Below are 20776 nucleotides of genomic sequence, written 5' to 3'. Positions count from 1 at the left end.
TTCTCAGGCCGGTTGTCTGGCGCTGACGAAGGCCGCAAGGCTGTCGACGCTGGCGAAATGGTTACGGGTGTCCTTTGCATCGGCGTCTATCTTGATGCCGTAGCGTTTCTGGATGGCCAGGCCCAGTTCCAGTGCATCAACCGAATCCAGGCCCAGTCCTTCGCCGAACAGGGTCATGTCGTTGCCGATGTCTTCGGGGGTGATGTCTTCGAGGCCCAGGGCATCGATGATCAGCAATTTAATGTCCTGGTGCAGATCGCTCATCTGAGGCGAGCTCCTTGGTGAAATAGTCATGCAGGTAATCGTTGAGCTTGCGGGACGCTACGGGCGGTGGCCCGAGCGCACTGAAGGCATTGGGGTCTATATCGGCGCCGACGCACAAACTGAAGTGCACACGGCGCTGGGGAATGCGATACCAGGGTTCGGCCTTGGTCAGGGTTGTCGGATGGACCTTGATGGTCACCGGCGTGATCATGCTCGCGCCCCGCAGCGCAATGGCCGCCGCGCCACGGTGAAAGACCGGCGGCTGGCCGGGCTGGGTGCGCGTGCCCTCGGGGAAGATGATCAATGTCTGGCCGCTTTGCAGGCGCTCCACGGCGGCGTCGAGCATATCCATGCTGCCGTCGTTGCTTATGTAGCCGGTCGAGCGCACCGGGCCGCGGGTAAACGGGTTTTCCCAGAGGCTGCGCTTGACCACGCAGTTGGCGTCACGCACCAGCCCGATCAGGAACACCACATCGATCAGCGACGGGTGATTGGCGATGATCATCTGGCCGGGACGTCCCAGCTTTTCTGCGCCCCGAACCTCGTAGGTCAGCACGCCCATGCGCGCCATTATGCGGATGAAGCGCCAGAACAGTCGGCTGATGGTGCGCCGGGCGCGGCATTGATGACTGGCGGCGCTGCCGGGCAGGCAATCGAGTACCGGAAAAACGAACAGTCGCAGGCACAGGCCGCTCATCCCGAACAGGGCAAAGCTGATGCCGGTTGCCAGCAGCCGCCAGTAATAAGCGTCACGGCCTTTCTTCAGTGGTTGCGTTGCCAGTTCCATAACCGGTTATTCCAGGGGTGCAGGCAGGCGGATTGATCAGTGTGCAAGGCTTGCAGCAGGTTCAGCGCATGGGGCCACTGAGTCCGCTCTGTGCCTTGCGTATCGGTGTTCAGAGACAATTGCCATTCATTGCCGGGCGTCAGCAGTAAGCCGACGGCGTAAGGGAACGGCACGTCATCAATCCATTGGGCATAGGCTTGCGGTGGTTGCTCTTCTGTCACCACCAGCAGCACGGCTTCGGCTCCTTCAGCCAGCAGCGCCGCTGCCTCGAATGCTCCATATTCCAGGCCATCGCCTGCGGCTGCCAACGCCGTCATTTCACTGGTTTCGCCACGCATGATCGACCACAGACCAATCACTGCGTTATGTACCGACAAACTGAATTGCGTGGGTGAAAGCGGTTCTTCTGCGGCCAGGTCACGCAGAATTTCGAATGTTCTCGGGGTTTCGCCGTGGCGCGAGACGAACACCAGCGGCACGCGCCCGTAGCCTTCGGTCAATGGCCAGCCCACCGCAAACGCCATGCGCGCCATGCGACCAAGCCGTCGGCGTTGCATGGCGGGAAGAAAAGACACGTCCGGCGCTTCGTCACTGGTTTCCAGCAGCGTCGGGGTCAGGCTCCATTGTCGCCAGTCGTCCGCGCTCGCCAGGCCCGGTGCCCAGGCTTGCCATCGTGCAATATTGAAGGTGATCAAGACTTCTCTTCCCGCCCCTGCGGGCATGTTTCTCACTACATCGATATCAGGTCGATATCAGCCTGGGTGCGGTAATTGACTGAGTGCGCGCATTATCCCGATGGGGCTCGTTACTAGCAAATTTGTTACATAAAAACCGTTTACAGACGTGTATTTTAAGGTTCAAGTCGCATTTTTGATGACAAACAGGCAGAGGTGCTTTGCTGTAACCTCACGGTTGTCATCTGCAGTGCCTAGACTCGACCGATCCTGAGGTCTTTATCGGCCACTCCTGCTGTTTCTTCATCTTTCAAGGAATCCAAAGCATGCGTCGCGTGGTATTCAATCAGAAGGGCGGTGTCGGCAAATCGAGCATCGCCTGCAATCTGGCTGCAGTCAGCGCTCACGAAGGCTATCGGACGCTGTTGATCGACCTCGATGCCCAGGCCAACTCGACTCAGTACCTCACGGGCCTCACGGGCGACGACATTCCGATGGGCATCGCCGAGTTCTTCAAGAACACGCTGTCGGCGGCACCGTTTGCCAAGAAAAACCACGTCGATATCTATGAAACACCTTTCGACAACCTGCACGTGGTGACCGCCACCGCCGAGCTGGCTGATCTGCAGCCCAAGCTTGAGGCCAAGCACAAGATCAACAAACTGCGCAAATTGCTGGACGAGCTGAGCGAAGATTACGAGCGGATTTACCTGGATACGCCGCCAGCATTGAATTTCTATGCGGTTTCGGCGTTGATTGCTTCAGATCGCGTCCTGATCCCGTTTGACTGCGACAGCTTCTCCCGGCAGGCGCTGTATGGGCTGATGCGCGAGATCGAAGAGCTGAAAGAAGATCACAACGAGGATCTTCAGGTTGAAGGCATCATCGTCAACCAGTTCCAGCCCAGGGCCAGCCTGCCGCAGCAGATGCTCGACGAACTGATCGCCGAGGGCCTGCCGGTACTGCCGGTCTACCTCAACGCATCGGTGAAAATGCGCGAGTCGCATCAGGCCAACCTGCCCCTGATCCACCTCGACCCACGGCACAAGCTGACACAGCAGTTCGTTGACCTGCACCACTTGCTGGAGACCAATGCCCATCCGTGATGGGTATGTACCGCGCTTAGCGTCGCACGATAGTTGAGATTAGATGAGCTGGACGCGGAGCACTGGCCAGAAATCATCGCGGCCGGAGCACCTCGGGCGTGTAGCTGCCGTCTCTGAGTGAGCAGGCCAGATGCTCGGCATGCAGCCGCGCCGCCAAGGCAAGTTCGGTGGAGATGGTGACAGCAGCGTCCATGTCGGCGTGGACGTGTTCCTGCGAGGCGCTCAGGCGGTTGCTGCCGGGTTTGCAGCCGCACTCCACTGCATGTCCCTGCGTGGCAACCGCCACCAGATCGTCGACATACGTCGGGTTGCCCTGAGCAATGAAACCGATGCTCGTGCACATCGGGCACCACACCGGATCACCCATGCGGGCAACGCGGCGCTGGTCGATGACTTCGCTTGAAGACCCGCTCAGCACAAACCCGCCGGTGGTGGTTGGATCGCCTTCCCTGACTATGAACGACATGGCAGTGCTTCCTGTGGGTTCTGGAAGCCTGAAGGCTAGGCGAGAATCGGCTGCCCGATTGTGCAAAAGCCCTGTTAAAGACCGGTCCTACGCAAACATCAGCAGGGCGTTTCGCAAATGTTACGCAGTCCGGCAAAAAATGATCACATTCCCCATCGTTACTCCAGCCGTAATGATCCGTCTCGCTGCTTGATTGATGCCTGCCGCTATCGCTCCTAAGGTGGCCCTCGACAGCAAAATCGTGGAGCGATCATGACAACAACAACTTCCCCCGACGCACGCTGGACACGTCGTCGCACCGAGAAACAGCGGCGTCTGGAGCAAGTACGGGCGCTTGCCGATGGCGTGGTGTTGCCGACCGATAAAATCGTCGCGGCGCTTGAGGCCTTGCTGGTTTCCGGTGATCGGGTGGTGCTTGAGGGCAATAACCAGAAACAGGCGGATTTTCTGTCCCGCGCGCTGGCCAAGGTCGATCCGGGCAAGGTGCATGACCTGCACATGATCATGCCCAGCGTGGGCCGCGCCGAGCACCTGGACCTTTTCGAGCAAGGCATCGCACGCAAACTGGACTTCTCGTTTGCCGGCACGCAAAGCCTGCGCATCAGCCAGTTGCTGGAAGACGGTTTGCTGGAAATCGGTGCGATACACACCTACATCGAACTGTATTCGCGGCTGGTGGTGGACCTGATTCCCAACGTGGTGCTGGCCGCAGGCTTCATGGCCGACCGGGCCGGCAACATCTACACCGGCCCGAGCACCGAAGACACCCCCGCGTTGATCGAACCGGCCGCCTTCAGCGATGGCATCGTTATCGTTCAGGTCAATCAACTGGTGGATGACGTCAGCGAGCTGCCCAGGGTGGACATTCCTGCCTCGTGGGTCGACTTCGTGGTCGTGGCCGACAAGCCGTTCTACATCGAGCCGCTGTTCACCCGCGACCCGCGCCACATCAAGCCGGTCCACGTGCTGATGGCGATGATGGCGATTCGCGGCATCTACGAAAAACACAACGTTCAGTCGCTGAACCACGGCATCGGTTTCAACACGGCCGCCATCGAACTGATCCTGCCGACCTACGGCGAGTCGCTGGGGCTCAAAGGCAAAATCTGCCGCAACTGGACGCTCAACCCGCACCCGACCCTGATCCCGGCCATTGAAAGCGGCTGGGTCGAGAGCGTGCATTGTTTCGGCACCGAACTGGGCATGGAAAACTACATCGCCGCCCGCCCGGACGTGTTCTTCACCGGGCGCGACGGCTCGCTGCGTTCCAACCGGCAACTCTGCCAACTGGCTGGCCAGTACGCCGTTGACCTGTTCATCGGCGCGACCCTGCAGGTCGATGGCGAGGGGCATTCCTCGACCGTCACCCGTGGGCGCCTGGCAGGTTTCGGTGGCGCGCCGAACATGGGTCATGACCCGCGTGGCCGCCGCCATGCGACCCCGGCCTGGCTGGACATGCGCCAACAGACCGAAGACGGCCCGGCTGCCTATCTGGAGCGCGGCAAAAAACTCGTGGTGCAGATGGTCGAGACGTTTCAGGAGGGCGGCAAACCGACCTTCGTCGAAACCCTTGATGCGGTCGAAGTGGCGAAGAAAAGCGGCATGCCGCTGGCACCCATCATGATCTACGGCGACGACGTCACCCATTTGCTGACCGAAGAAGGCATCGCCTATCTCTACAAGGCGCGCAGCCTGGAAGAGCGTCAGGCGATGATCGCCGCCGTGGCGGGCGTGACCGTGATCGGCTTGCGCCATAACCCGAAAGACACCGCGCGCATGCGCCGTGAGGGGCTGATTGCGCTGCCCGAAGACCTCGGTATCCGGCGTACCGACGCCAGCCGCGAACTGCTGGCCGCCAAGAGCATTGCCGACCTGGTTCAGTGGTCCGGCGGCCTCTACAACCCGCCTGCCAAATTCAGGAGCTGGTGATGAGCGCACTTCAACGGACACCGCAACCCGCTTCGCTGGCCGAACGACTGGCCGATCTGGCCGTCGATGCGTTGATCGACGAAGCCGATCTGTCGCCCAAGCCCGCGCTTGTGGACCGCTGCAGCAATGGTGCGCACACCGATTTGCACCTGGGGCTGATGCATTCTTCGGCGCTGTCGCTGTGGCCGACCTTCAAGTTGATGGCCGACGCCGCCGCGCAATTCCAGGCAGTGGGCGAGCCATTGCGGGAGGCGCTGGGGCGTCTCGGTCGTGAAGGTGAAGCCACGATGCTGCGCACCACATCAGGCGTGAATACCCACCGCGGTGCGATCTGGGCGCTGGGCCTGCTGGTGACCGCCGCAGCGCTCGACCCGCAAGACTGTGGGCCTGACGCAGTCTGCCAGCGCGCTGCCAGTCTGGCGTTGATCAAGGATCGGCAGGTGCTTGCGCAAAACAGCCATGGCAGTGAAGTGGTGCGTCGTTATGGTGTCATGGGCGCCCGCGAGCAGGCCCAGCACGGCTTTCCTGCCGTTATCCGGTGTGCCTTGCCGCAATTGCAACGCAGCCGCGCAGCCGGCAGCGGCGAGCAGAACGCCCGGCTGGATGCGCTATTGGCAATCATGACCACCCTGGCCGACACCTGCGTGCTGCATCGCGCCGGTCTTGAAGGCCTGCAGACCATGCAGAACGGCGCACAGCGCGTGCTGGACGCTGGCGGCAGTGCCAGCCTGGCCGGTCGTCGCGCGCTGAACCAACTGGATCAGCAACTGCTGGCCCTCAACGCCTCGCCTGGCGGAGCGGCTGATCTGCTCGCCGCCTGCCTGTTTATCGACGGCCTGGAGCCTGCGCTCGGCCCTGTTTCGAGGAGTGCCTGAAATGGAAACCCTGTCTTTTGAATTCCCCGCCGGACAGCCGCCCAAAGGCCGTGCGCTGGTGGGCGTGGTCGGTTCCGGTGATCTGGAAGTACTGCTGGAGCCTGGTCAGCCAGGCAAATTGTCGATTCAGGTGGTGACCTCGGTCAACGGTGCCTCGCTGCGCTGGAAACATCTTTTCGAGCGCATGTTCGATGGCCAGACCCCGCCCGCGCTGAGCATCGACATTCATGACTTCGGCGCAACGCCTGGCGTGGTGCGCCTGCGTCTGGAGCAGGGTTTCGAGGAGATCGGTCATGACTGATAACGCACGTTTGCTGAGCCAGCACAGCTTTATCGAACTCGATGCCCGCCAGCGCGCCCGCGCCTTGCTGGATGCCGGCAGCTTTCGGGAATTGCTCGGCCCGTTTGATCGCGTCATGTCGCCCTGGCTGGCCATGCAAGGTGTCGTGCCGCAGGCCGATGACGGCGTGGTGGTTGCCAAGGGCACCGTTGATGGCCTGCCGGTAGTGATCGCCGCCATCGAAGGCTCTTTTCAGGGCGGCAGCATGGGCGAAGTGGGCGGCGCGAAAATGGCCGGTGCGCTGGAACTGGCCGCTGAAGACAACCGCAACGGCATCCCTACTGCCGCCATCGTGCTGCTGGAGACAGGTGGCGTGCGTTTGCAGGAAGCCAATCTGGGCCTGGCGGCGATTGCCGAGATTCATGCTGCGATGGTCGATCTGCGTCAGTACCAGCCGGTGATCGGTGTGGTGGCGGGCAGTGTCGGCTGTTTTGGCGGGATGTCCATTGCCGCCGGTTTGTGCAGCTATTTATTGGTGACTCAGGAAGCCCGGCTCGGCCTGAACGGACCGCAGGTGATCGAGCAGGAAGCGGGCATTGAAGAGTACGACTCACGCGACCGGCCCTTTATCTGGAGCCTGACCGGTGGCGAACAGCGTTTTGCCAGCGATCTGGTAGACGGCTTTGCTGCCGACGATGTGGCCGACATCCGCCAACAGGTCAGCGGCTGGCTCAAGCAGGGCGTGCCGGCAACGCATCGCAGCGGTCAGTACGCGCTGTTCCTGCAACGCCTGGCCAGTCTCGACATCGAGCCACAAATCGATCCGCAGAGCGTACGCACTCTCTATCAAGGAGCCCGGCCATGAGCCATTCACAACGGGGTTTGAACTGGTTCAACGCGCTGAGCGCAGACGCGAGCGAAGTGACCGGTCTACCTGCTTCGCTCAAAGTGGCCGATGGCTTGCTGGGTGAGCAGCCGGTGCGCTTTGTGGCGGTGATTGCCGACACCAACAACCGCTTTCCTCGGGCGCGTCAGGGTGAAGTCGGCTTGTTGGAAGGCTGGGGTCTTGCCAAGGCGGTGGACGATGCCATCGAACAGGATCGCGAGCGCGCCGAAAAACGTGCGCTGATTGCGATTGTCGATGTGCCGAGCCAGGCGTATGGCCGTCGCGAGGAAGCGCTCGGCATCCATCAGGCGCTGGCCGGCGCGGTAGACAGTTACGCGCGGGCGCGGTTGGCCGGGCATCCGGTGATTGGCCTGTTGGTTGGCAAGGCGATGTCCGGCGCATTCCTGGCTCACGGCTATCAAGCCAATCGGTTGATTGCGTTGCGCGACCCTGGCGTGATGGTGCACGCGATGGGCAAGGCCTCGGCCGCCCGCGTTACCCAGCGCAGTGTCGATGACCTGGAAAAGCTCGCCGCCAGCATTGCGCCCATGGCTTACGACATCGACAGCTACGCCAGCCTCGGCCTGCTGTGGGAAACCCTGTCGGTCAGCCAGATCGAACAGCCCGCTGTGGACGACCTGACCCAGGTCCGCCAGGTGCTGAGCAGCGCGATCAAGGACGTGCAGGCCAGCGGTGTCGACCTGAGCAGTCGTCTGGGTGCCAGCAACCGTAAAGCCTCGGCGCACGTGCGCCAGTTGTTGCGGGCGCAGTGGTGATCGACAGCGCTTTCGCAGTGCTGCCCCATGATTTGTTGTGGGGCATGCCGCTGTCTGCCTTGCCGGACGATGCGCCCCAATGGGTGTTCGATACGCTGCTGGCCGGGCAGCCGGTGGTAGTGCGCCGCCAGGCCATGCCAGCCGGTCAGGTGGCCGTGGGGTTGCGCGGCCGTGGGCGTGAGCAGCGCTATGCCGCGAGCATGTGGCTGACGGATGTCTATCGCCGGGTGACTCCCGAGCAACTGATCGATTGCCCGAGCGAGCATATTCAGGACTGGCCAGCGCTGCGTGCCTTGCGCCAGGTCCGCCCGGTGATGGATGCGCTGGAGCGGGTCTGGGGTGTCGGCGGCAGTGCCGGATTCGAATTGGCCAGCGGCATTGCCGCGCTGAATCAGGACAGCGATCTGGACCTGATTCTGCGCACGCCTGCGCCGTTCAGTCGCCGCTGTGCCGCCGAGCTGGTTGAAGCGCTGGCAGCATCGGTCTGCCGGGTGGATGTCCAGTTACAGCTTGATCAAGGCGCCGTGGCGCTGCGCGAATGGGCGCGGCCATCGGGAAGGGTACTGCTCAAGACCGCCAGCGGCGCGCGACTGGTGAGTGACCCGTGGCATCTGGCCGAGGTGTGCGCATGAGCAGCCTGTGGGTGTTTCCAGGTCAGGGCGCGCAGCAGGCGGGCATGCTGCATCAGTTGCCGGATGACCCTGTGGTTCGCGATTGCCTGCAAGACGCTGCGGATGCGTTGGGTGAGGACGTACTGGCGCTGGACACTCCTCAGGCGCTGCAAGCGACCCGCGCCGTTCAGCTGTGTCTGCTGATCGCCGGAGTCGCCTGCGCCCGGCTGTTGCAGGCGCGCGGCTGTGTGCCGGATTACGTCGCAGGGCTGTCCATCGGTGCCTATCCGGCAGCTGTCATCTGTGACGCGCTGGCCTTCGACGATGCCGTGCGGCTGGTCGCGCTGCGCGGCGAACTGATGCAGGACGCCTGGCCCGAAGGTTATGGCATGACCGCTGTCATCGGTCTGGATCAGACCCAGGTCGAGGCGCTGATCGGCCGGGTACACAGCCCGGGTTCGCCGGTGTTTCTCGCCAATATCAACGCCGATAACCAGATGGTGATCTCGGGCAGCAACGAGGCCATGCGGCAGGTCGGGCTACTGGCCAAAGCGGCTGGCGCTGCCGCCATCAAGCGCCTCGCAGTCAGCGTGCCATCGCATTGCGCCTTGCTGCAAGCGCCAGCGCAGCAACTGGCCGAGGCTTTTTCCAGCATCGAGCTGAAAGCGCCGAAGGTGCGCTACCTCAGCGGCAGCACGGCGCGCCCAGTGCTGAACGCCGAAAAGCTGCGTGACGACCTGGCGTTCAACATGTGCCGGGTCATCGACTGGCGCAGCGCCGTGGAAACCGCCTACGAGCGCGGTGTGCGCCTGCACATCGAGCTACCACCCGGTGCCGTGTTGACCGGCCTGGCGCGCAAGGTCTTCCAGCAAGGAACGGCGCTGGCTTTTCAGGCTGCGCGGCTGGACAGTCTTGTCGCGTTGTCGCGTGAGGAGGGTCGCCGCAGCCCATAGAGCCGCCGTGCAGCTGCTATGAAGGACAAAAACAACAACTTCAGCAATGCAAACAGAGGAATAACAACAATGATTATCTACGGTGTTGCACTACTGGCCATCTGCACGCTTGCGGGCGTGATTCTCGGTGACATGCTCGGCGTTCTGCTGGGTGTCAAATCCAACGTAGGCGGGGTCGGGATCGCCATGATTCTGTTGATCTGCGCACGCCTGTGGATGGAGAAAAACGGCGGCATGAGCAAAGACTGTGAAATGGGCGTCGGTTTCTGGGGGGCGCTGTATATCCCGGTGGTGGTCGCGATGGCTGCGCAACAGAATGTCGTCACCGCGCTGAAGGGCGGGCCTGTTGCCGTTCTGGCCGCTGTCGGTTCGGTGGTGTTGTGTGCCTGCACCATCGCCGTGATCAGCCGTACCAACCGGGGCGAGCCATTGCCCAGGGAAGAGCCGCTGCTGAGCCCGGTGATCCCTGAAATCACTCCGGCTGGAGGTCGCTGACATGTGGGATCTCATCGAAAAAGGACTGGAACACAACGGCCTGATCACCGCCTTCGCCTTCGTCGGCATCATTATGTGGGTGTCGGTGGTGCTGTCAAAACGGCTGACGTTTGGCCGCGTGCACGGCTCGGCCATCGCGATTGTCATCGGGCTGATCCTGGCCTGGGTCGGCGGCACCTTGACCGGTGGCCAGAAGGGGCTGGCCGATATCACCCTGTTCTCCGGCATCGGCCTGATGGGCGGGGCGATGCTGCGTGATTTCGCCATCGTGGCGACGGCCTTTGAAGTGCAGGCCACCGAAGCCCGCAAGGCCGGGCTGATCGGTGTGATCGCCTTGCTGTTGGGCACGATTCTGCCGTTTATCGTGGGTGCGAGCATTGCCTGGCTGTTTGGCTATCGCGATGCAATCAGCATGACCACCATCGGCGCAGGCGCGGTGACCTATATTGTTGGCCCGGTGACGGGTGCTGCCTTGGGCGCGACCTCTGACGTCATGGCGCTGTCGATTGCCACCGGCCTGATCAAGGCGATTCTGGTGATGGTCGGCACTCCCATGGCTGCGCGCTGGATGGGGCTGGACAACCCGCGCTCGGCGATGGTCTTCGGCGGTCTGGCCGGCACCGTCAGCGGCGTGACTGCCGGGCTGGCGGCTACGGATCGGCGTCTGGTGCCTTATGGCGCGCTGACTGCAACGTTCCACACCGGGCTGGGCTGCTTGCTTGGCCCTTCGGTGTTGTATTTCATCGTGCGCGCTATCGTCGGTTAGTCCATGCCCGTCAGGTCGCCTGTTCCAGCAGGCGATTCGCGTACATCCGGCACTCGGCCAGCAGCGCCAGCAGGTTGGGATCGCGCTCTTTGGATTTGAGAAAGACCACGCCAATGTGTTGCTGCATCCGGTAGCGGCTTTGCAGCGGAATCAGGCGCACGCGGTTTTCATAGACCGCTGCTATGCGCCCCGGCAGCAGCGCATAGCCGACGCCGGAGCTGACCATGCTCAGCAGAGTGAAGATGTCATTCACCTGCATCGCCACCTTGGGTTCGAACCCTGCCTGCTGAAAAACCCGTACGCCGTCGCGATGGGTCGCAAAGCCTTGGGTGAGGGTGATAAACGTCGCCTCGCGCAGGTCGCTCAAGTCCACTTCGTGGTGCTCGGCAAAGGGCGAGTCGGTGGGCACGGCGAGGAAGATATCGTCGGAAAACAGCGCCAGATGCTCGCAATCCGGGTCATTGGTGCTCTCGTCCAGCGACACCAGCATGGCATCGACTTCCATGTTCTTGAGCTTGTAGAGCAGGTCGATGTTCGAGCCCAGAATCAAGTCGATGTTCAGCTCGCTGCGGCGGATCTTCAGGCCCATGATCAACTGCGGCACCGTCTTGACCGTCAGCGAATACAAGGCTCCGAGCCGGAATCGCGCCGCCGAAAAGCCCGCCGCCTGACGGGTCAATTCAACCGTTGTGAGCACATCCTGCACCAGTTTCTGCGCACGCTCTTCCAGCACATAAGCGCTTTCCAGCGGCGTCAGATTGCGCCCTTCGTGCTTGAACAGCGGGCAGCGCAGGGCGCTTTCCAGTGAATGAATGGCGCGGTGCACGCTGACGTTGCTGGTCTGCAACTCTTCTGCCGCACGGGCCAGATTGCCGGTGCGCATGAAGGCCAGGAAGATTTCGAGTTTCTTGAGCGTGAGTTCGTCATCGATCTGCATGTCGTGGCGCTTGTTGTTGGTGTGAACTGATTGTGCCCTGTAATGACAGATACGTTGCTCTTTGTTTCAATAAGCCGGAGCCTCTGCAATCAGGGTTTTCTCTAGACGAGGGCAATAAGCGGATGTATTACGGAGAAAAATTCAACGCCTGGTCTCATTTGGTGGGCGCAGTGCTCGCCACCGTCGGTGCGATCTGGTTATTGGTGATAGCCAGCCTGCAGGGCGACGTCTGGAAAGTGGTCAGCATGGCCATTTATGGCGCGTGTCTGGTGACGCTGTACAGCGTCTCGACGGTGTACCACAGCGTCAAAGGCCGCTCGAAATCGATCATGCAGAAGGTCGATCACTTTTCGATCTACCTGATGATCGCTGGCAGTTACACGCCGTTCTGCCTCGTGACACTGCGCGGTGCGTGGGGCTGGACGTTGTTCGGTATCGTCTGGGGGCTGGCGCTGATCGGCATTTTGCAGGAGATAAAACCCCGTTCCGAAGCGCGCATCATGTCCATCGTGATCTACGCGGTGATGGGCTGGATCGTGCTGGTGGCCGTGAAACCGTTGATCGCTGCGCTCGGCCTGGCGGGCTTCATCTGGCTGGCAGGCGGCGGCGTGCTGTACACCGTCGGCATCCTGTTCTTCGCCTACGACCAGATCCGCCACTTTCACGGCATCTGGCACCTGTTCGTGATTGGCGGCAGCTTGATGCACTTCGTGGCGATTTGTTTTTATGTGCTGTGAAAGTGGCCAGGTTCAGGCCTCAATGGCTGGGTAGATGCAAATCCTTGTGGGAGCGAGCTCGCTCCCTCCCCGCCGGTGTCTGACTCTGAGCGTGCAGCGCGTTTGAGGACGCATCAAATGATCAGAAATCGCCCCACAACTGCTGCGCCACGCTGAGCGCAACCACCGGGGCGGTTTCGGTACGCAGGACTCTCGGGCCGAGGCGGGCGGCGTGGAAGCCAGCGTTTTGTGCCTGATCGACTTCTGCGTCATTCAAGCCACCTTCCGGGCCGATCAGAAAGGCCAGGCTGGCGGGTTTGGCATGGCTGGTCAGCGGTTCGGCCACCGGGTGCAGCACCAGTTTCAGGTCGGCCTCGGTGAGCTTGATCCAGTCGGCCAGCGGCATCGGTGGGTGAATGACCGGCACCACCGAGCGACCGCATTGCTCGCACGCGCTGATTGCGATCTGCTGCCAGTGCGCCTGGCGCTTCTCGGCGCGCTCGTCCTTGAGGCGCACTTCGCAACGCTCGCTGACAATTGGCGTGATCTCGCTGACGCCCAGCTCGGTCGCCTTCTGAATCGCCCAGTCCATGCGCTCGCCACGCGACAAGCCCTGACCCAGATGAATGCGCAAACCTGATTCAACCTGCCCGGCAAAGCGTTCAGTCAGTTGCACACGCACGCGTTTCTTGCCGACCTCCAGCAGCGTGCCGCGAAACTCCTGGCCTGAGCCATCGAACAGTTGCAGGGCATCGCCCTCGGTCATGCGCAGCACACGGCTGATGTAATGCGCCTGGGCTTCAGGCAGTTCGTGCTCGCCCAGGCTCAGCGGCGTTTCAGTGAAAAAGCGGGACAGTCTCATGGTGTGTCTCGGTTCCGGTGTTTGTTCTGTGATGACGCTGTCGCGGACAAGCGAAGCGTCGCCCGGTCCGCTCGTGGGAGCGGACTTGTCCGCGAAGAAGTCAGTCGCGACGCCGCAAATTCCAGCCCTAGCCCGGATCCCTGAAATCCGGATGAAAATTCTCGCGCACCGCCACACTGATGCTGCTGCGCGTCGCGATATCAATACCTTCAGTGGCCACTTCTGCGAGAAAGTCGATCTGCTCCGGCGTAATCACATACGGCGGCAGGAAATACACCACGCTGCCTAGCGGCCGCAGCAATGCGCCACGCTCCAGCGCATGCTGAAAGACCTTCATGCCCCGGCGTTCCTGCCACGGGTAGGCAGTCTTGGTGGCCTTGTCCTGAACCATCTCGATAGCGATGGCCATGCCGGTCTGGCGTACTTCCGCCACATGCGGGTGATCCACCAGGTGCGCCGTCGCCGTTGCCATGCGCTGCGCCAGCGCCTTGTTGTTCTCGATGACGTTGTCCTGCTCGAAAATATCCAGCGTCGCCAGCGCCGCAGCACAGGCCAGCGGGTTGCCGGTGTAACTGTGCGAATGCAGGAAGGCGCGCAGCGTGGGGTAGTCGTCGTAGAACGCGTCGTACACGTCGTCTGTGGTCACGCAGGCCGCCAGCGGCAGGTAGCCACCGGTCAGCGCCTTGGACAGGCACAGAAAATCCGGACGGATGCCCGCCTGTTCGCAGGCAAACATGGTCCCGGTACGGCCGAAGCCCACGGCGATCTCATCGTGGATCAGGTGCACGCCGTAGCGGTCACAGGCTTCGCGCAGCAGCTTGAGGTAGATCGGGTGATACATGCGCATGCCGCCCGCGCCCTGAATCAGCGGCTCGACGATCACGGCTGCGACGCTGGCGTGATGCTCGGCCAGGGTCTGCTCCATGGCCGCAAACATGTTGCGCGAATGCTCTTCCCAGCCCATGCCATCGGGGCGGTGATAGCAGTCGGGGCTTGGCACCTTGATGGTGTCGAGCAGCAGCGCCTTGTAGGTTTCAGTAAACAGCGGCACGTCACCGACCGACATCGCCGCCATGGTTTCGCCGTGGTAACTGTTGGTCAGGGTGACGAAACGCTTCTTGGCCGGCTGGCCGCGATTGAGCCAATAGTGAAAGCTCATCTTCAACGCGACTTCGATGCACGAAGAACCGTTGTCGGCATAGAAGCAACGCGTCAGACCTTCCGGTGTGAGCTTGACTAGCCGCTCGGACAGCTCGATCACCGGCTGATGGCTGAAACCGGCGAGAATCACGTGCTCCAGCTGGTCGACCTGGTCCTTGATGCGCTGGTTGATGCGCGGGTTGGCATGGCCGAATACGTTGACCCACCAGGAGCTGACAGCGTCCAGATAACGCTTGCCTTCGAAGTCTTCAAGCCACACGCCTTCGCCACGCTTGATGGGTATCAACGGCAGATTTTCGTGGTCTTTCATCTGGGTGCAGGGGTGCCACAGTACCTTGAGGTCACGCTGCATCCACTGGTCATTGAGGCCCATTTGCAATCTCCGGGTAGCGACTCGCTTGATGCGAGGACGAACAATCGCGCAAGCCTATGCAATGCCCGGCTGCGGGACAACCTCTGATGCCGTTTTAACGGCTGATGGACATTGCTGGCGGCTATTTGATGGCTCGCGTATCCTGCGCAGCGAGTCGATCCTTCTGGCTGACTTGCCCAATCTTTCCTACGTTTTTTCGGAGTTCGCCGAATGCTTTCTGGGTGGCTGCGCGCGTGTGCGCTGATAGTTGCAGGGCTGGTCAGCGTTTCTACGCTCGCCGACGAAAAACAACGCACGGCGATCGTCGTCGGCGGTGGCCTGGCGGGCCTGACCGCTGCCTATGAGCTGCAAACCAAGGGCTGGCAGGTCACGCTGCTGGAGGCCAAACCTGCGCTGGGTGGTCGCTCCGGCCTGGCCACCAGCGAGTGGGTCGGCAACACCAAGGCCCAGCCGGTGCTGAACCGCTACCTGGACAGTTTCAAGCTGGCGACCGTGCCCGCGCCTGAATTTGTGCGCACGCCCAGCTACCTGATCGACGGCGTTTACTTCACCCAAGCTGATCTGGCGCTCAAACAGCCTGCGACCGCCGAAGCCATCAAGCGCTACAACGAGACGCTGGACAACCTGGCGCGCTCCGTTGATGACCCGCAAAACCCGGCGGCCAATAGCACATTGTTCGCCCTGGACCAGATCAACGTCGCCAACTGGCTTGACCGTCTGAGCCTGTCGACCACGGCGCGTCAGTTGATCAATCAGCAGATTCGTACACGCTACGACGAGCCTTCGCGCTTGTCGCTGCTGTATTTCGCCCAGCAATCGCGGGTTTACCGTTCGGTTGACGAGCGTGATTTACGCGCCTCGCGCCTGCCCGGTGGCAGCGCGGTGTTGACTCAGGCGTTCGTCAAACAGCTAAAGACCGTCAAGACCAACTCGCCGGTGACGGCCGTTGTTCAAGACAAGGACAAAGTCACCGTTCAGGCTGGCGCAACCAGTTACAGCGCTGATTACGTGGTCATGGCCGTGCCGCTGCGTTCGTTGGGCAAGATCCAGATGACGCCCGCGCTGGATGCGCAGCACATGGGCGCGATCAAGAGCACCAACTACGGCTGGCGCGACCAGATCATGCTCAAGTTCAAGACCCCGGTCTGGGACAGCAAGGCGCGCATGTCCGGTGAAGTGTTCAGTAACACCGGCCTGGGCATGCTGTGGGTAGAACCGGCCCTCAAGGGTGGTGCCAATGTGGTGATCAACCTGTCCGGCGACAACGCACGCATCATGCAGGCCTTTGGTGACAAGCAGATCGTCGATCAGGTGCTGATCCGCCTGCACGCGTTCTATCCCGAGGCGCGCGGGGCCTACACCGGCTACGAAATCCGCCGTTACAGCGTTGACCCGTCCACGGGTGGCTCCTATCTGGCGTTCGGCCCTGGCCAGATCAGCAAGTACTGGCGCTTGTGGGAAAGGCCGATTCTGCGAGTAGCCTTTGCTGGCGAGCACACCGACACCCTGTACCCTGGCACGCTGGAAGGCGCCTTGCGCAGCGGTCAGCGTGCGGCCAGCCAGGTGCAGGATCTGGCGGCTGGCAAATCGTTTGAGCCCGTCAAGGTTGCTCCGCCGAAAGCGCCGGCACCGGCTTCGCAGAAATCCGAAGGCAATTTCTTCAGCAACCTGTTTGGTGGCGGTTCTGCCGACAAACCGGCTGAGCCGACCACGCCGCAGGCCAGCAAGCCAGGCTTCTTCTCGCGTCTGTTTGGTGGTGCTCAAGAGCCAGCTCCAGCCCCTGCTCCGGTAGAGAAGGCCCCGGAACCTGCTCAGGCCCCCGCGCCTGTTGCTGCCCCGGTGCCAGTGGTTGCGCCGGTGGTTCAGCCAGCCAAACCGCCGGTAAAAGCAGAATCTGCGAAAAAGCCTGCAGCCAAGGCTGACGCGGCGAAAAAACCGCAGCCCTCGGAAGCCGCGAAGAAAGAAGCTGCCAGGAAGGAAGCGGCAAAGAAAGAAGCCGCGAAAAAAGAGGCGGCAAAAAAAGCTCAGGCCAAACCGGCTCCGGCCAAGGCGCCCGCTGAAAAAGCCCCCGCAGACGTCAGTAACTGACCGAGCGCGAGCTGACTGAAAAGGGACGCGGTTGATACCGCGTCCCTTTTTTTTGTGCCTGCTGAATTCGTTCTGGGTATGAGGACCGACCACATCGAGACGGATCATGCCGTTCATCGGCATCGAACGGCCGATGGTCATTGCAAAGTGTTACTGACTTTGATTTATCGGGATGCTGTTGCTGCAAGGGTGGTAGGCGTTGGCTTTGCCGACGTAATCGGAACACTGGTCATTGAAATGACTGATCGTATTGTTCGATACATCCGAGCGAAAATTTGCGCTTTCATTCGATAGATAAAAAGCTAGTCTGGTAACACTTCTGACAAGGTATTGGGAATGCAGCTACGTAATTCATCCTCTCGCTACGGTCTGGTCAGCATGGTGCTGCACTGGGGTGTGGCTGCTGTCGTGTTTGGAATGTTCGCGCTGGGGCTGTGGATGGTCGGGCTGGATTACTACGATACGTGGCGCAAGGCCGGCCCTGATCTGCACAAGAGCATCGGCATCACCCTGTTTGCGGTCATGTTGATCCGTGTGGTCTGGCGCTTGCTCAGCCCGCCACCGCCGCCGTTGACCAGCTACAGTAAGTTGACGCGCATCGGTGCTGCGTTCGGCCACTTGTTTCTGTATGTGGCGCTGTTTGCCGTGATGTTCGCCGGTTATCTGATATCCACCGCCGATGGCGTGGGCATCCCGATATTCGGCTTGTTCGATGTGCCTGCGCTGGTTTCGGGCCTTCCTGAACAAGCAGAAACGGCTGGCTGGATTCACCTTTACCTGGCCTGGGTCATCGTGATTTTTGCGGGGCTCCATGGTCTGGCAGCATTGAAACACCACTTCATCGATCGCGATGTGACCCTCAAGCGTATGCTGGGTCGTCATTGATTGTTCAACCAAAACGGGAATAAAAGCATGTTGAAGAAGTCTCTCGCCGCTCTGGCTCTGGGTACCGCACTGTTGTCTGCTGGCCAGGCCATGGCTGCCGACTACGTTATCGACAAGGAAGGCCAACACGCATTCGTTGACTTCAAGATCAGCCACCTGGGCTACAGCTTCATCCACGGTACATTCAAGGACTGGGACGGCACGTTCAGCTTTGACGCTGCCAAGCCTGAAGCCAGCAAAATCAATGTCGAGCTGAAAACCGCCAGCCTGTTTACCAACCACGCTGAACGCGACAAGCACATCTCCAGCAAAGACTTCCTGGACGTTGCCAAATACCCTGAAGCGAAGTTCGTCTCTACCGCTGTCAAATCGACCGGCGAGAAAACTGCTGATGTGACCGGCGACCTGACCCTGCACGGCGTGACCAAGCCCATCGTGATCAAGGCAACCTTCAACGGCGAAGGCAAGGACCCGTGGGGCGGCTACCGTGCCGGCTTCAACGGTACTTCGACGCTGAACCTGAACGACTTCGGCATCAAAGGCCCTGGCCCGACGTCGCAGACCCTGGACCTGGACATCACCTTCGAAGGCGTACAGAAGAAGTAAGTGCACGCTTGATCGACAAAACGCCGGCCTTAGGGTCGGCGTTTTTGTTTGGGTTCTGCTTTGTGGGGAAGGTGTATGACTATCGTGCCAATGCTCCGCGTTGGCATGCATTTCGTGACGCTCTGCGTCACAGATCGGCGCCGCGCTAGCGCCTCAAGATCGGACGCGGAGCGTGGGAGCGATGATCAACATCCTCCAGGCCCACAAACAAAAACGCCCCGAACAGGTCGGGGCGTTTTGTTGTTGCCGGGCTATCAGCTGTCGCGGTTGCGGGTCAGCAGGGCCGGTTTTTCACCGCGTGGGCGTGCTGGCAACTGGTCCAGTTGCTCGGCAGACGGGAAGCGGTCGATCTTGGACTCTTTGTGCACGATCTTTGGCTGAGGCTGGCCGTCGCGTGGGGCGCGTACAGCGGGCTCCTGGCCTTCGCGCGGCAAGGGTTGATCTTCGCGTGCCGGGCGACGACCGCGCGGCTGGCTGTCGCGCGAGCGCGGCGCCGAAGAACCCGAACCATTGCGCTTCGGTGCACCAGCACCAGAACCGGTACGTGGCGCGCCACCCGCAGGGCGGCCCGAATTGGCCGGACGTGCAGCGCCGCCGGCCGCCGGTGCAGCGCCAGGCGCAGCAGCAGGGCGACGGCCACGGTTTTGGCCTTTACCCTGATAAGGGCTTACGTAGTCAGCACGATTGCCGAAGTTATCGACTTCGTCGTCGCGAAACTCGTCCGGGGCACGATCTGATGCCTGACGCGGAGTTGAAGGCTGCACTGCACGCTGTTCGCTACGAGGCGTGCCCTCACGGGGCTTTTTTTCGCGTGGCGGCCGGGCTGGGCGTTCGCCTGTAGCCGCCGCAGCGGCAGGTTTGTCCTTACCTTTATCCTTGCCCTTGTCGCGACGACCACCGTTGTTCTTGTCGCCATCGGCACGCGCAGGACGTGCGCCGCGCGAGTTGCGAACATCGGGACGCTCACGCACTTCAGGCTTCTCGGCCTCAACTGCAGTGATATCGAAGCCCATTAGATCGCCGTCGGCAATCTTCTGTTTGGTCATGCGCTCGATACTTTTGAGCAGCTTCTCTTCGTCCGGTGCAACCAGCGAGATAGCTTCGCCGGAGCGACCTGCACGGCCGGTACGACCGATACGGTGCACGTAGTCTTCATCGACGTTAGGCAGCTCGAAGTTGACTACATGCGGCAACTGATCGATATCCAGACCGCGCGCGGCGATATCGGTAGCCACCATGATGCGCACATCACCGGCCTTGAAATCGGCCAGCGCTTTGGTACGTGCGTTCTGGCTCTTGTTGCCGTGGATCGCTACCGCCGCAAGGCCGTGTTTGTCCAGGTACTCGGCGAGACGGTTGGCACCGTGCTTGGTGCGCGTGAACACCAGCACCTGTTCCCAGGCGCCCACGGTGATCAGATGCGCCAGCAGCGAACGCTTGTGGTTGGCAGCCAGACGGAAAACCCGTTGCTCGATGCGCTCGACCGTGGTGTTCGGCGGCGTGACTTCGATACGCTCCGGGTTGTGCAGCAGCTTGCCGGCCAGGGACGTGATGTCATTGGAGAAGGTCGCTGAGAACAGCAGGTTCTGACGCTTGGCCGGCAAACGTGCCAGGACCTTTTTGACGTCATGGACGAAGCCCATGTCGAGCATCCGGTCTGCTTCATCGAGCACCAGAATTTCGACGTGGGACAGATCGACGCTGCCTTGACCGGCCAGATCGAGCAGGCGGCCAGGGCAGGCCACCAGTACGTCTACACCACGGGACATGGCCTGAACCTGTGGGTTCATGCCGACGCCGCCGAAGATGCAGGCACTGACGAACTTGAGGTCGCGGGCATAGAGCTTGAAGCTCTCGTGCACTTGCGCGGCCAGTTCGCGAGTCGGGGTCAGGACCAGTACGCGGGGTTGGCGCGGGCCGTGACGCTGGGATTTGTCCGGAACACCATTGGGAAACAGCCGCTCCAGAATAGGGAGGGCGAAACCACCGGTTTTACCCGTACCGGTCTGTGCCGCAACCATCAGGTCGCGACCTTGCAACACGGCGGGGATGGCCCGCTGTTGCACTGGGGTAGGCTGGGTGTAGCCCGCTGCCTCGATGGCGCGGACTAAAGCCTCGGAGAGACCGAGGGAAGCAAAGGACATGAGTAATCCTGTTCTGTTGGAGCTTAAGCTCAAGGGATGTCTTGCCTGGCGCGAATGGCGTGTAAAGACAACGCGATCCCGTCCGGTCCTGCCGGGTCTTCAGTACATCTCGTGACGTCTGCGCTTGATGAAAAGT

The 20776-nt window shown here is 61.2% G+C and carries 22 protein-coding genes; 14 read left to right on the top strand and 8 right to left on the bottom strand.

The window, feature by feature from the left end; all coding sequences use genetic code 11:
* Positions 1–3: 3 nt before the first annotated feature.
* From QRN38_RS14120 to QRN38_RS14110, 3 genes are read right to left on the bottom strand one after another with little or no spacing between them, the layout of a single operon-like run.
* Entirely contained in the window at positions 4–264 is a 261-nt protein-coding gene (locus tag QRN38_RS14120) for a phosphopantetheine-binding protein (RefSeq protein WP_002551687.1), read from the bottom strand.
* On the bottom strand, positions 239–1051 hold the full coding sequence (locus tag QRN38_RS14115; protein ID WP_005765436.1) for a lysophospholipid acyltransferase family protein: 813 nt from the start codon (positions 1049–1051) through the stop codon (positions 239–241). Before QRN38_RS14115 ends, QRN38_RS14120 begins: the two co-directional genes overlap by 26 nt.
* Positions 1027–1746 (bottom strand): beta-ketoacyl synthase chain length factor, encoded by a 720-nt coding sequence (locus tag QRN38_RS14110; protein WP_057418340.1) that lies wholly within the window; start codon positions 1744–1746, stop codon positions 1027–1029. Before QRN38_RS14110 ends, QRN38_RS14115 begins: the two co-directional genes overlap by 25 nt.
* A 305-nt stretch (positions 1747–2051) precedes the next feature.
* Here QRN38_RS14110 and QRN38_RS14105 point away from each other — a divergent pair, with 305 nt between their 5' ends.
* Positions 2052–2831: a ParA family protein gene (locus tag QRN38_RS14105; RefSeq protein ID WP_005621136.1), complete on the top strand. Its 780-nt coding sequence runs from the start codon at positions 2052–2054 to the stop codon at positions 2829–2831.
* 73 nt (positions 2832–2904) lie between these two features.
* Here the strand turns inward: QRN38_RS14105 and QRN38_RS14100 are convergent, their stop codons facing one another.
* Entirely contained in the window at positions 2905–3297 is a 393-nt protein-coding gene (locus tag QRN38_RS14100) for a PAAR domain-containing protein (RefSeq protein WP_005765431.1), read from the bottom strand.
* 252 nt (positions 3298–3549) lie between these two features.
* Here QRN38_RS14100 and mdcA point away from each other — a divergent pair, with 252 nt between their 5' ends.
* The 9 genes from mdcA to madM all read left to right on the top strand — a co-directional run bounded on the left by mdcA (position 3550) and on the right by madM (position 10868).
* Complete coding sequence (mdcA, locus tag QRN38_RS14095) at positions 3550–5226, top strand: malonate decarboxylase subunit alpha (RefSeq protein ID WP_054090214.1); 1677 nt, start codon at positions 3550–3552, stop codon at positions 5224–5226.
* Positions 5226–6101: a triphosphoribosyl-dephospho-CoA synthase gene (locus QRN38_RS14090; protein WP_011105305.1), complete on the top strand. Its 876-nt coding sequence runs from the start codon at positions 5226–5228 to the stop codon at positions 6099–6101. The genes mdcA and QRN38_RS14090 overlap by 1 nt, the downstream gene beginning before the upstream one ends.
* Position 6102: 1 nt before the next feature.
* The gene (locus QRN38_RS14085; RefSeq protein WP_003378783.1) at positions 6103–6402 is read left to right on the top strand and encodes a malonate decarboxylase subunit delta; all 300 of its coding nucleotides are present in this window, start codon (positions 6103–6105) and stop codon (positions 6400–6402) included.
* The gene (locus QRN38_RS14080; protein WP_057418341.1) at positions 6395–7246 is read left to right on the top strand and encodes a biotin-independent malonate decarboxylase subunit beta; all 852 of its coding nucleotides are present in this window, start codon (positions 6395–6397) and stop codon (positions 7244–7246) included. Before QRN38_RS14085 ends, QRN38_RS14080 begins: the two co-directional genes overlap by 8 nt.
* A complete protein-coding gene (mdcE, locus tag QRN38_RS14075; RefSeq protein ID WP_005765423.1) occupies positions 7243–8043 on the top strand; it encodes a biotin-independent malonate decarboxylase subunit gamma in 801 nt (266 codons plus the stop codon). The genes QRN38_RS14080 and mdcE overlap by 4 nt, the downstream gene beginning before the upstream one ends.
* Entirely contained in the window at positions 8037–8675 is a 639-nt protein-coding gene (locus QRN38_RS14070) for a malonate decarboxylase holo-ACP synthase (protein ID WP_057418342.1), read from the top strand. The genes mdcE and QRN38_RS14070 overlap by 7 nt, the downstream gene beginning before the upstream one ends.
* Positions 8672–9607, top strand: coding sequence for a malonate decarboxylase subunit epsilon (mdcH, locus tag QRN38_RS14065; protein WP_057418343.1), 936 nt, complete (start codon positions 8672–8674; stop codon positions 9605–9607). The genes QRN38_RS14070 and mdcH overlap by 4 nt, the downstream gene beginning before the upstream one ends.
* Before the next feature lie 69 nt (positions 9608–9676).
* Positions 9677–10102 (top strand): malonate transporter subunit MadL, encoded by a 426-nt coding sequence (gene madL / locus QRN38_RS14060; protein ID WP_005765417.1) that lies wholly within the window; start codon positions 9677–9679, stop codon positions 10100–10102.
* A 1-nt stretch (position 10103) separates the two neighbouring features.
* On the top strand, positions 10104–10868 hold the full coding sequence (gene madM, locus QRN38_RS14055) for a malonate transporter subunit MadM (RefSeq protein WP_005765415.1): 765 nt from the start codon (positions 10104–10106) through the stop codon (positions 10866–10868).
* Positions 10869–10878: 10 nt separating this feature from the next.
* On the opposite strand, the gene QRN38_RS14050 is transcribed toward madM, so the two are convergent.
* Entirely contained in the window at positions 10879–11805 is a 927-nt protein-coding gene (locus QRN38_RS14050) for a LysR family transcriptional regulator (protein WP_007245633.1), read from the bottom strand.
* Between the two features lie 122 nt (positions 11806–11927).
* Here QRN38_RS14050 and trhA point away from each other — a divergent pair, with 122 nt between their 5' ends.
* Positions 11928–12542 (top strand): PAQR family membrane homeostasis protein TrhA, encoded by a 615-nt coding sequence (gene trhA / locus QRN38_RS14045; RefSeq protein WP_005765411.1) that lies wholly within the window; start codon positions 11928–11930, stop codon positions 12540–12542.
* A 121-nt stretch (positions 12543–12663) separates the two neighbouring features.
* On the opposite strand, the gene QRN38_RS14040 is transcribed toward trhA, so the two are convergent.
* Both QRN38_RS14040 and QRN38_RS14035 read right to left on the bottom strand, forming a co-directional pair.
* Complete coding sequence (locus tag QRN38_RS14040; RefSeq protein WP_007247347.1) at positions 12664–13383, bottom strand: 16S rRNA (uracil(1498)-N(3))-methyltransferase; 720 nt, start codon at positions 13381–13383, stop codon at positions 12664–12666.
* 127 nt (positions 13384–13510) lie between these two features.
* Positions 13511–14917, bottom strand: a complete 1407-nt coding sequence (locus QRN38_RS14035) for an adenosylmethionine--8-amino-7-oxononanoate transaminase (protein ID WP_011105299.1) — start codon at positions 14915–14917, stop codon at positions 13511–13513.
* A gap of 210 nt (positions 14918–15127) precedes the next feature.
* Here QRN38_RS14035 and QRN38_RS14030 point away from each other — a divergent pair, with 210 nt between their 5' ends.
* The 3 genes from QRN38_RS14030 to QRN38_RS14020 all read left to right on the top strand — a co-directional run bounded on the left by QRN38_RS14030 (position 15128) and on the right by QRN38_RS14020 (position 18496).
* Positions 15128–17005 carry a flavin monoamine oxidase family protein gene (locus tag QRN38_RS14030; protein WP_057418344.1) on the top strand — a complete coding sequence of 626 codons (1878 nt, stop codon included), beginning with the start codon at positions 15128–15130 and terminating at the stop codon, positions 17003–17005.
* A 336-nt stretch (positions 17006–17341) separates the two neighbouring features.
* On the top strand, positions 17342–17890 hold the full coding sequence (locus QRN38_RS14025) for a cytochrome b (RefSeq protein WP_003378760.1): 549 nt from the start codon (positions 17342–17344) through the stop codon (positions 17888–17890).
* Positions 17891–17917: 27 nt separating this feature from the next.
* A complete protein-coding gene (locus QRN38_RS14020) occupies positions 17918–18496 on the top strand; it encodes a YceI family protein (protein WP_003378759.1) in 579 nt (192 codons plus the stop codon).
* Between the two features lie 254 nt (positions 18497–18750).
* Here QRN38_RS14020 and rhlE2 read toward each other — a convergent pair whose 3' ends face one another.
* Positions 18751–20640 carry an RNA helicase RhlE2 gene (gene rhlE2 / locus QRN38_RS14015; RefSeq protein WP_005765402.1) on the bottom strand — a complete coding sequence of 630 codons (1890 nt, stop codon included), beginning with the start codon at positions 20638–20640 and terminating at the stop codon, positions 18751–18753.
* Positions 20641–20776 lie beyond the last annotated feature (136 nt).

It is taken from the genome of Pseudomonas sp. CFBP2511 (assembly GCF_030209255.1).
GTDB classification, from domain to species: domain Bacteria; phylum Pseudomonadota; class Gammaproteobacteria; order Pseudomonadales; family Pseudomonadaceae; genus Aquipseudomonas; species Aquipseudomonas avellanae.
This window is presented reverse-complemented; position numbering and strand designations above follow the sequence as displayed.

Excerpts from the sequence above, each read along its gene's own strand:
- QRN38_RS14120 (WP_002551687.1), bottom strand. The coding sequence starts at position 264 with ATGAGCGATCTGCACCAGGACATTAAATTGCTGATCATCGATGCCCTG.
- QRN38_RS14115 (WP_005765436.1), bottom strand. The coding sequence starts at position 1,051 with ATGGAACTGGCAACGCAACCACTGAAGAAAGGCCGTGACGCTTATTAC.
- QRN38_RS14105 (WP_005621136.1), top strand. The coding sequence starts at position 2,052 with ATGCGTCGCGTGGTATTCAATCAGAAGGGCGGTGTCGGCAAATCGAGC.
- QRN38_RS14100 (WP_005765431.1), bottom strand. The coding sequence starts at position 3,297 with ATGTCGTTCATAGTCAGGGAAGGCGATCCAACCACCACCGGCGGGTTT.
- mdcA (WP_054090214.1), top strand. The coding sequence starts at position 3,550 with ATGACAACAACAACTTCCCCCGACGCACGCTGGACACGTCGTCGCACC.
- QRN38_RS14090 (WP_011105305.1), top strand. The coding sequence starts at position 5,226 with ATGAGCGCACTTCAACGGACACCGCAACCCGCTTCGCTGGCCGAACGA.
- QRN38_RS14085 (WP_003378783.1), top strand. The coding sequence starts at position 6,103 with ATGGAAACCCTGTCTTTTGAATTCCCCGCCGGACAGCCGCCCAAAGGC.
- QRN38_RS14080 (WP_057418341.1), top strand. The coding sequence starts at position 6,395 with ATGACTGATAACGCACGTTTGCTGAGCCAGCACAGCTTTATCGAACTC.
- mdcE (WP_005765423.1), top strand. The coding sequence starts at position 7,243 with ATGAGCCATTCACAACGGGGTTTGAACTGGTTCAACGCGCTGAGCGCA.
- mdcH (WP_057418343.1), top strand. The coding sequence starts at position 8,672 with ATGAGCAGCCTGTGGGTGTTTCCAGGTCAGGGCGCGCAGCAGGCGGGC.
- madL (WP_005765417.1), top strand. The coding sequence starts at position 9,677 with ATGATTATCTACGGTGTTGCACTACTGGCCATCTGCACGCTTGCGGGC.
- madM (WP_005765415.1), top strand. The coding sequence starts at position 10,104 with ATGTGGGATCTCATCGAAAAAGGACTGGAACACAACGGCCTGATCACC.
- QRN38_RS14050 (WP_007245633.1), bottom strand. The coding sequence starts at position 11,805 with ATGCAGATCGATGACGAACTCACGCTCAAGAAACTCGAAATCTTCCTG.
- trhA (WP_005765411.1), top strand. The coding sequence starts at position 11,928 with ATGTATTACGGAGAAAAATTCAACGCCTGGTCTCATTTGGTGGGCGCA.
- QRN38_RS14040 (WP_007247347.1), bottom strand. The coding sequence starts at position 13,383 with ATGAGACTGTCCCGCTTTTTCACTGAAACGCCGCTGAGCCTGGGCGAG.
- QRN38_RS14035 (WP_011105299.1), bottom strand. The coding sequence starts at position 14,917 with ATGGGCCTCAATGACCAGTGGATGCAGCGTGACCTCAAGGTACTGTGG.
- QRN38_RS14030 (WP_057418344.1), top strand. The coding sequence starts at position 15,128 with ATGCTTTCTGGGTGGCTGCGCGCGTGTGCGCTGATAGTTGCAGGGCTG.
- QRN38_RS14025 (WP_003378760.1), top strand. The coding sequence starts at position 17,342 with ATGCAGCTACGTAATTCATCCTCTCGCTACGGTCTGGTCAGCATGGTG.
- QRN38_RS14020 (WP_003378759.1), top strand. The coding sequence starts at position 17,918 with ATGTTGAAGAAGTCTCTCGCCGCTCTGGCTCTGGGTACCGCACTGTTG.
- rhlE2 (WP_005765402.1), bottom strand. The coding sequence starts at position 20,640 with ATGTCCTTTGCTTCCCTCGGTCTCTCCGAGGCTTTAGTCCGCGCCATC.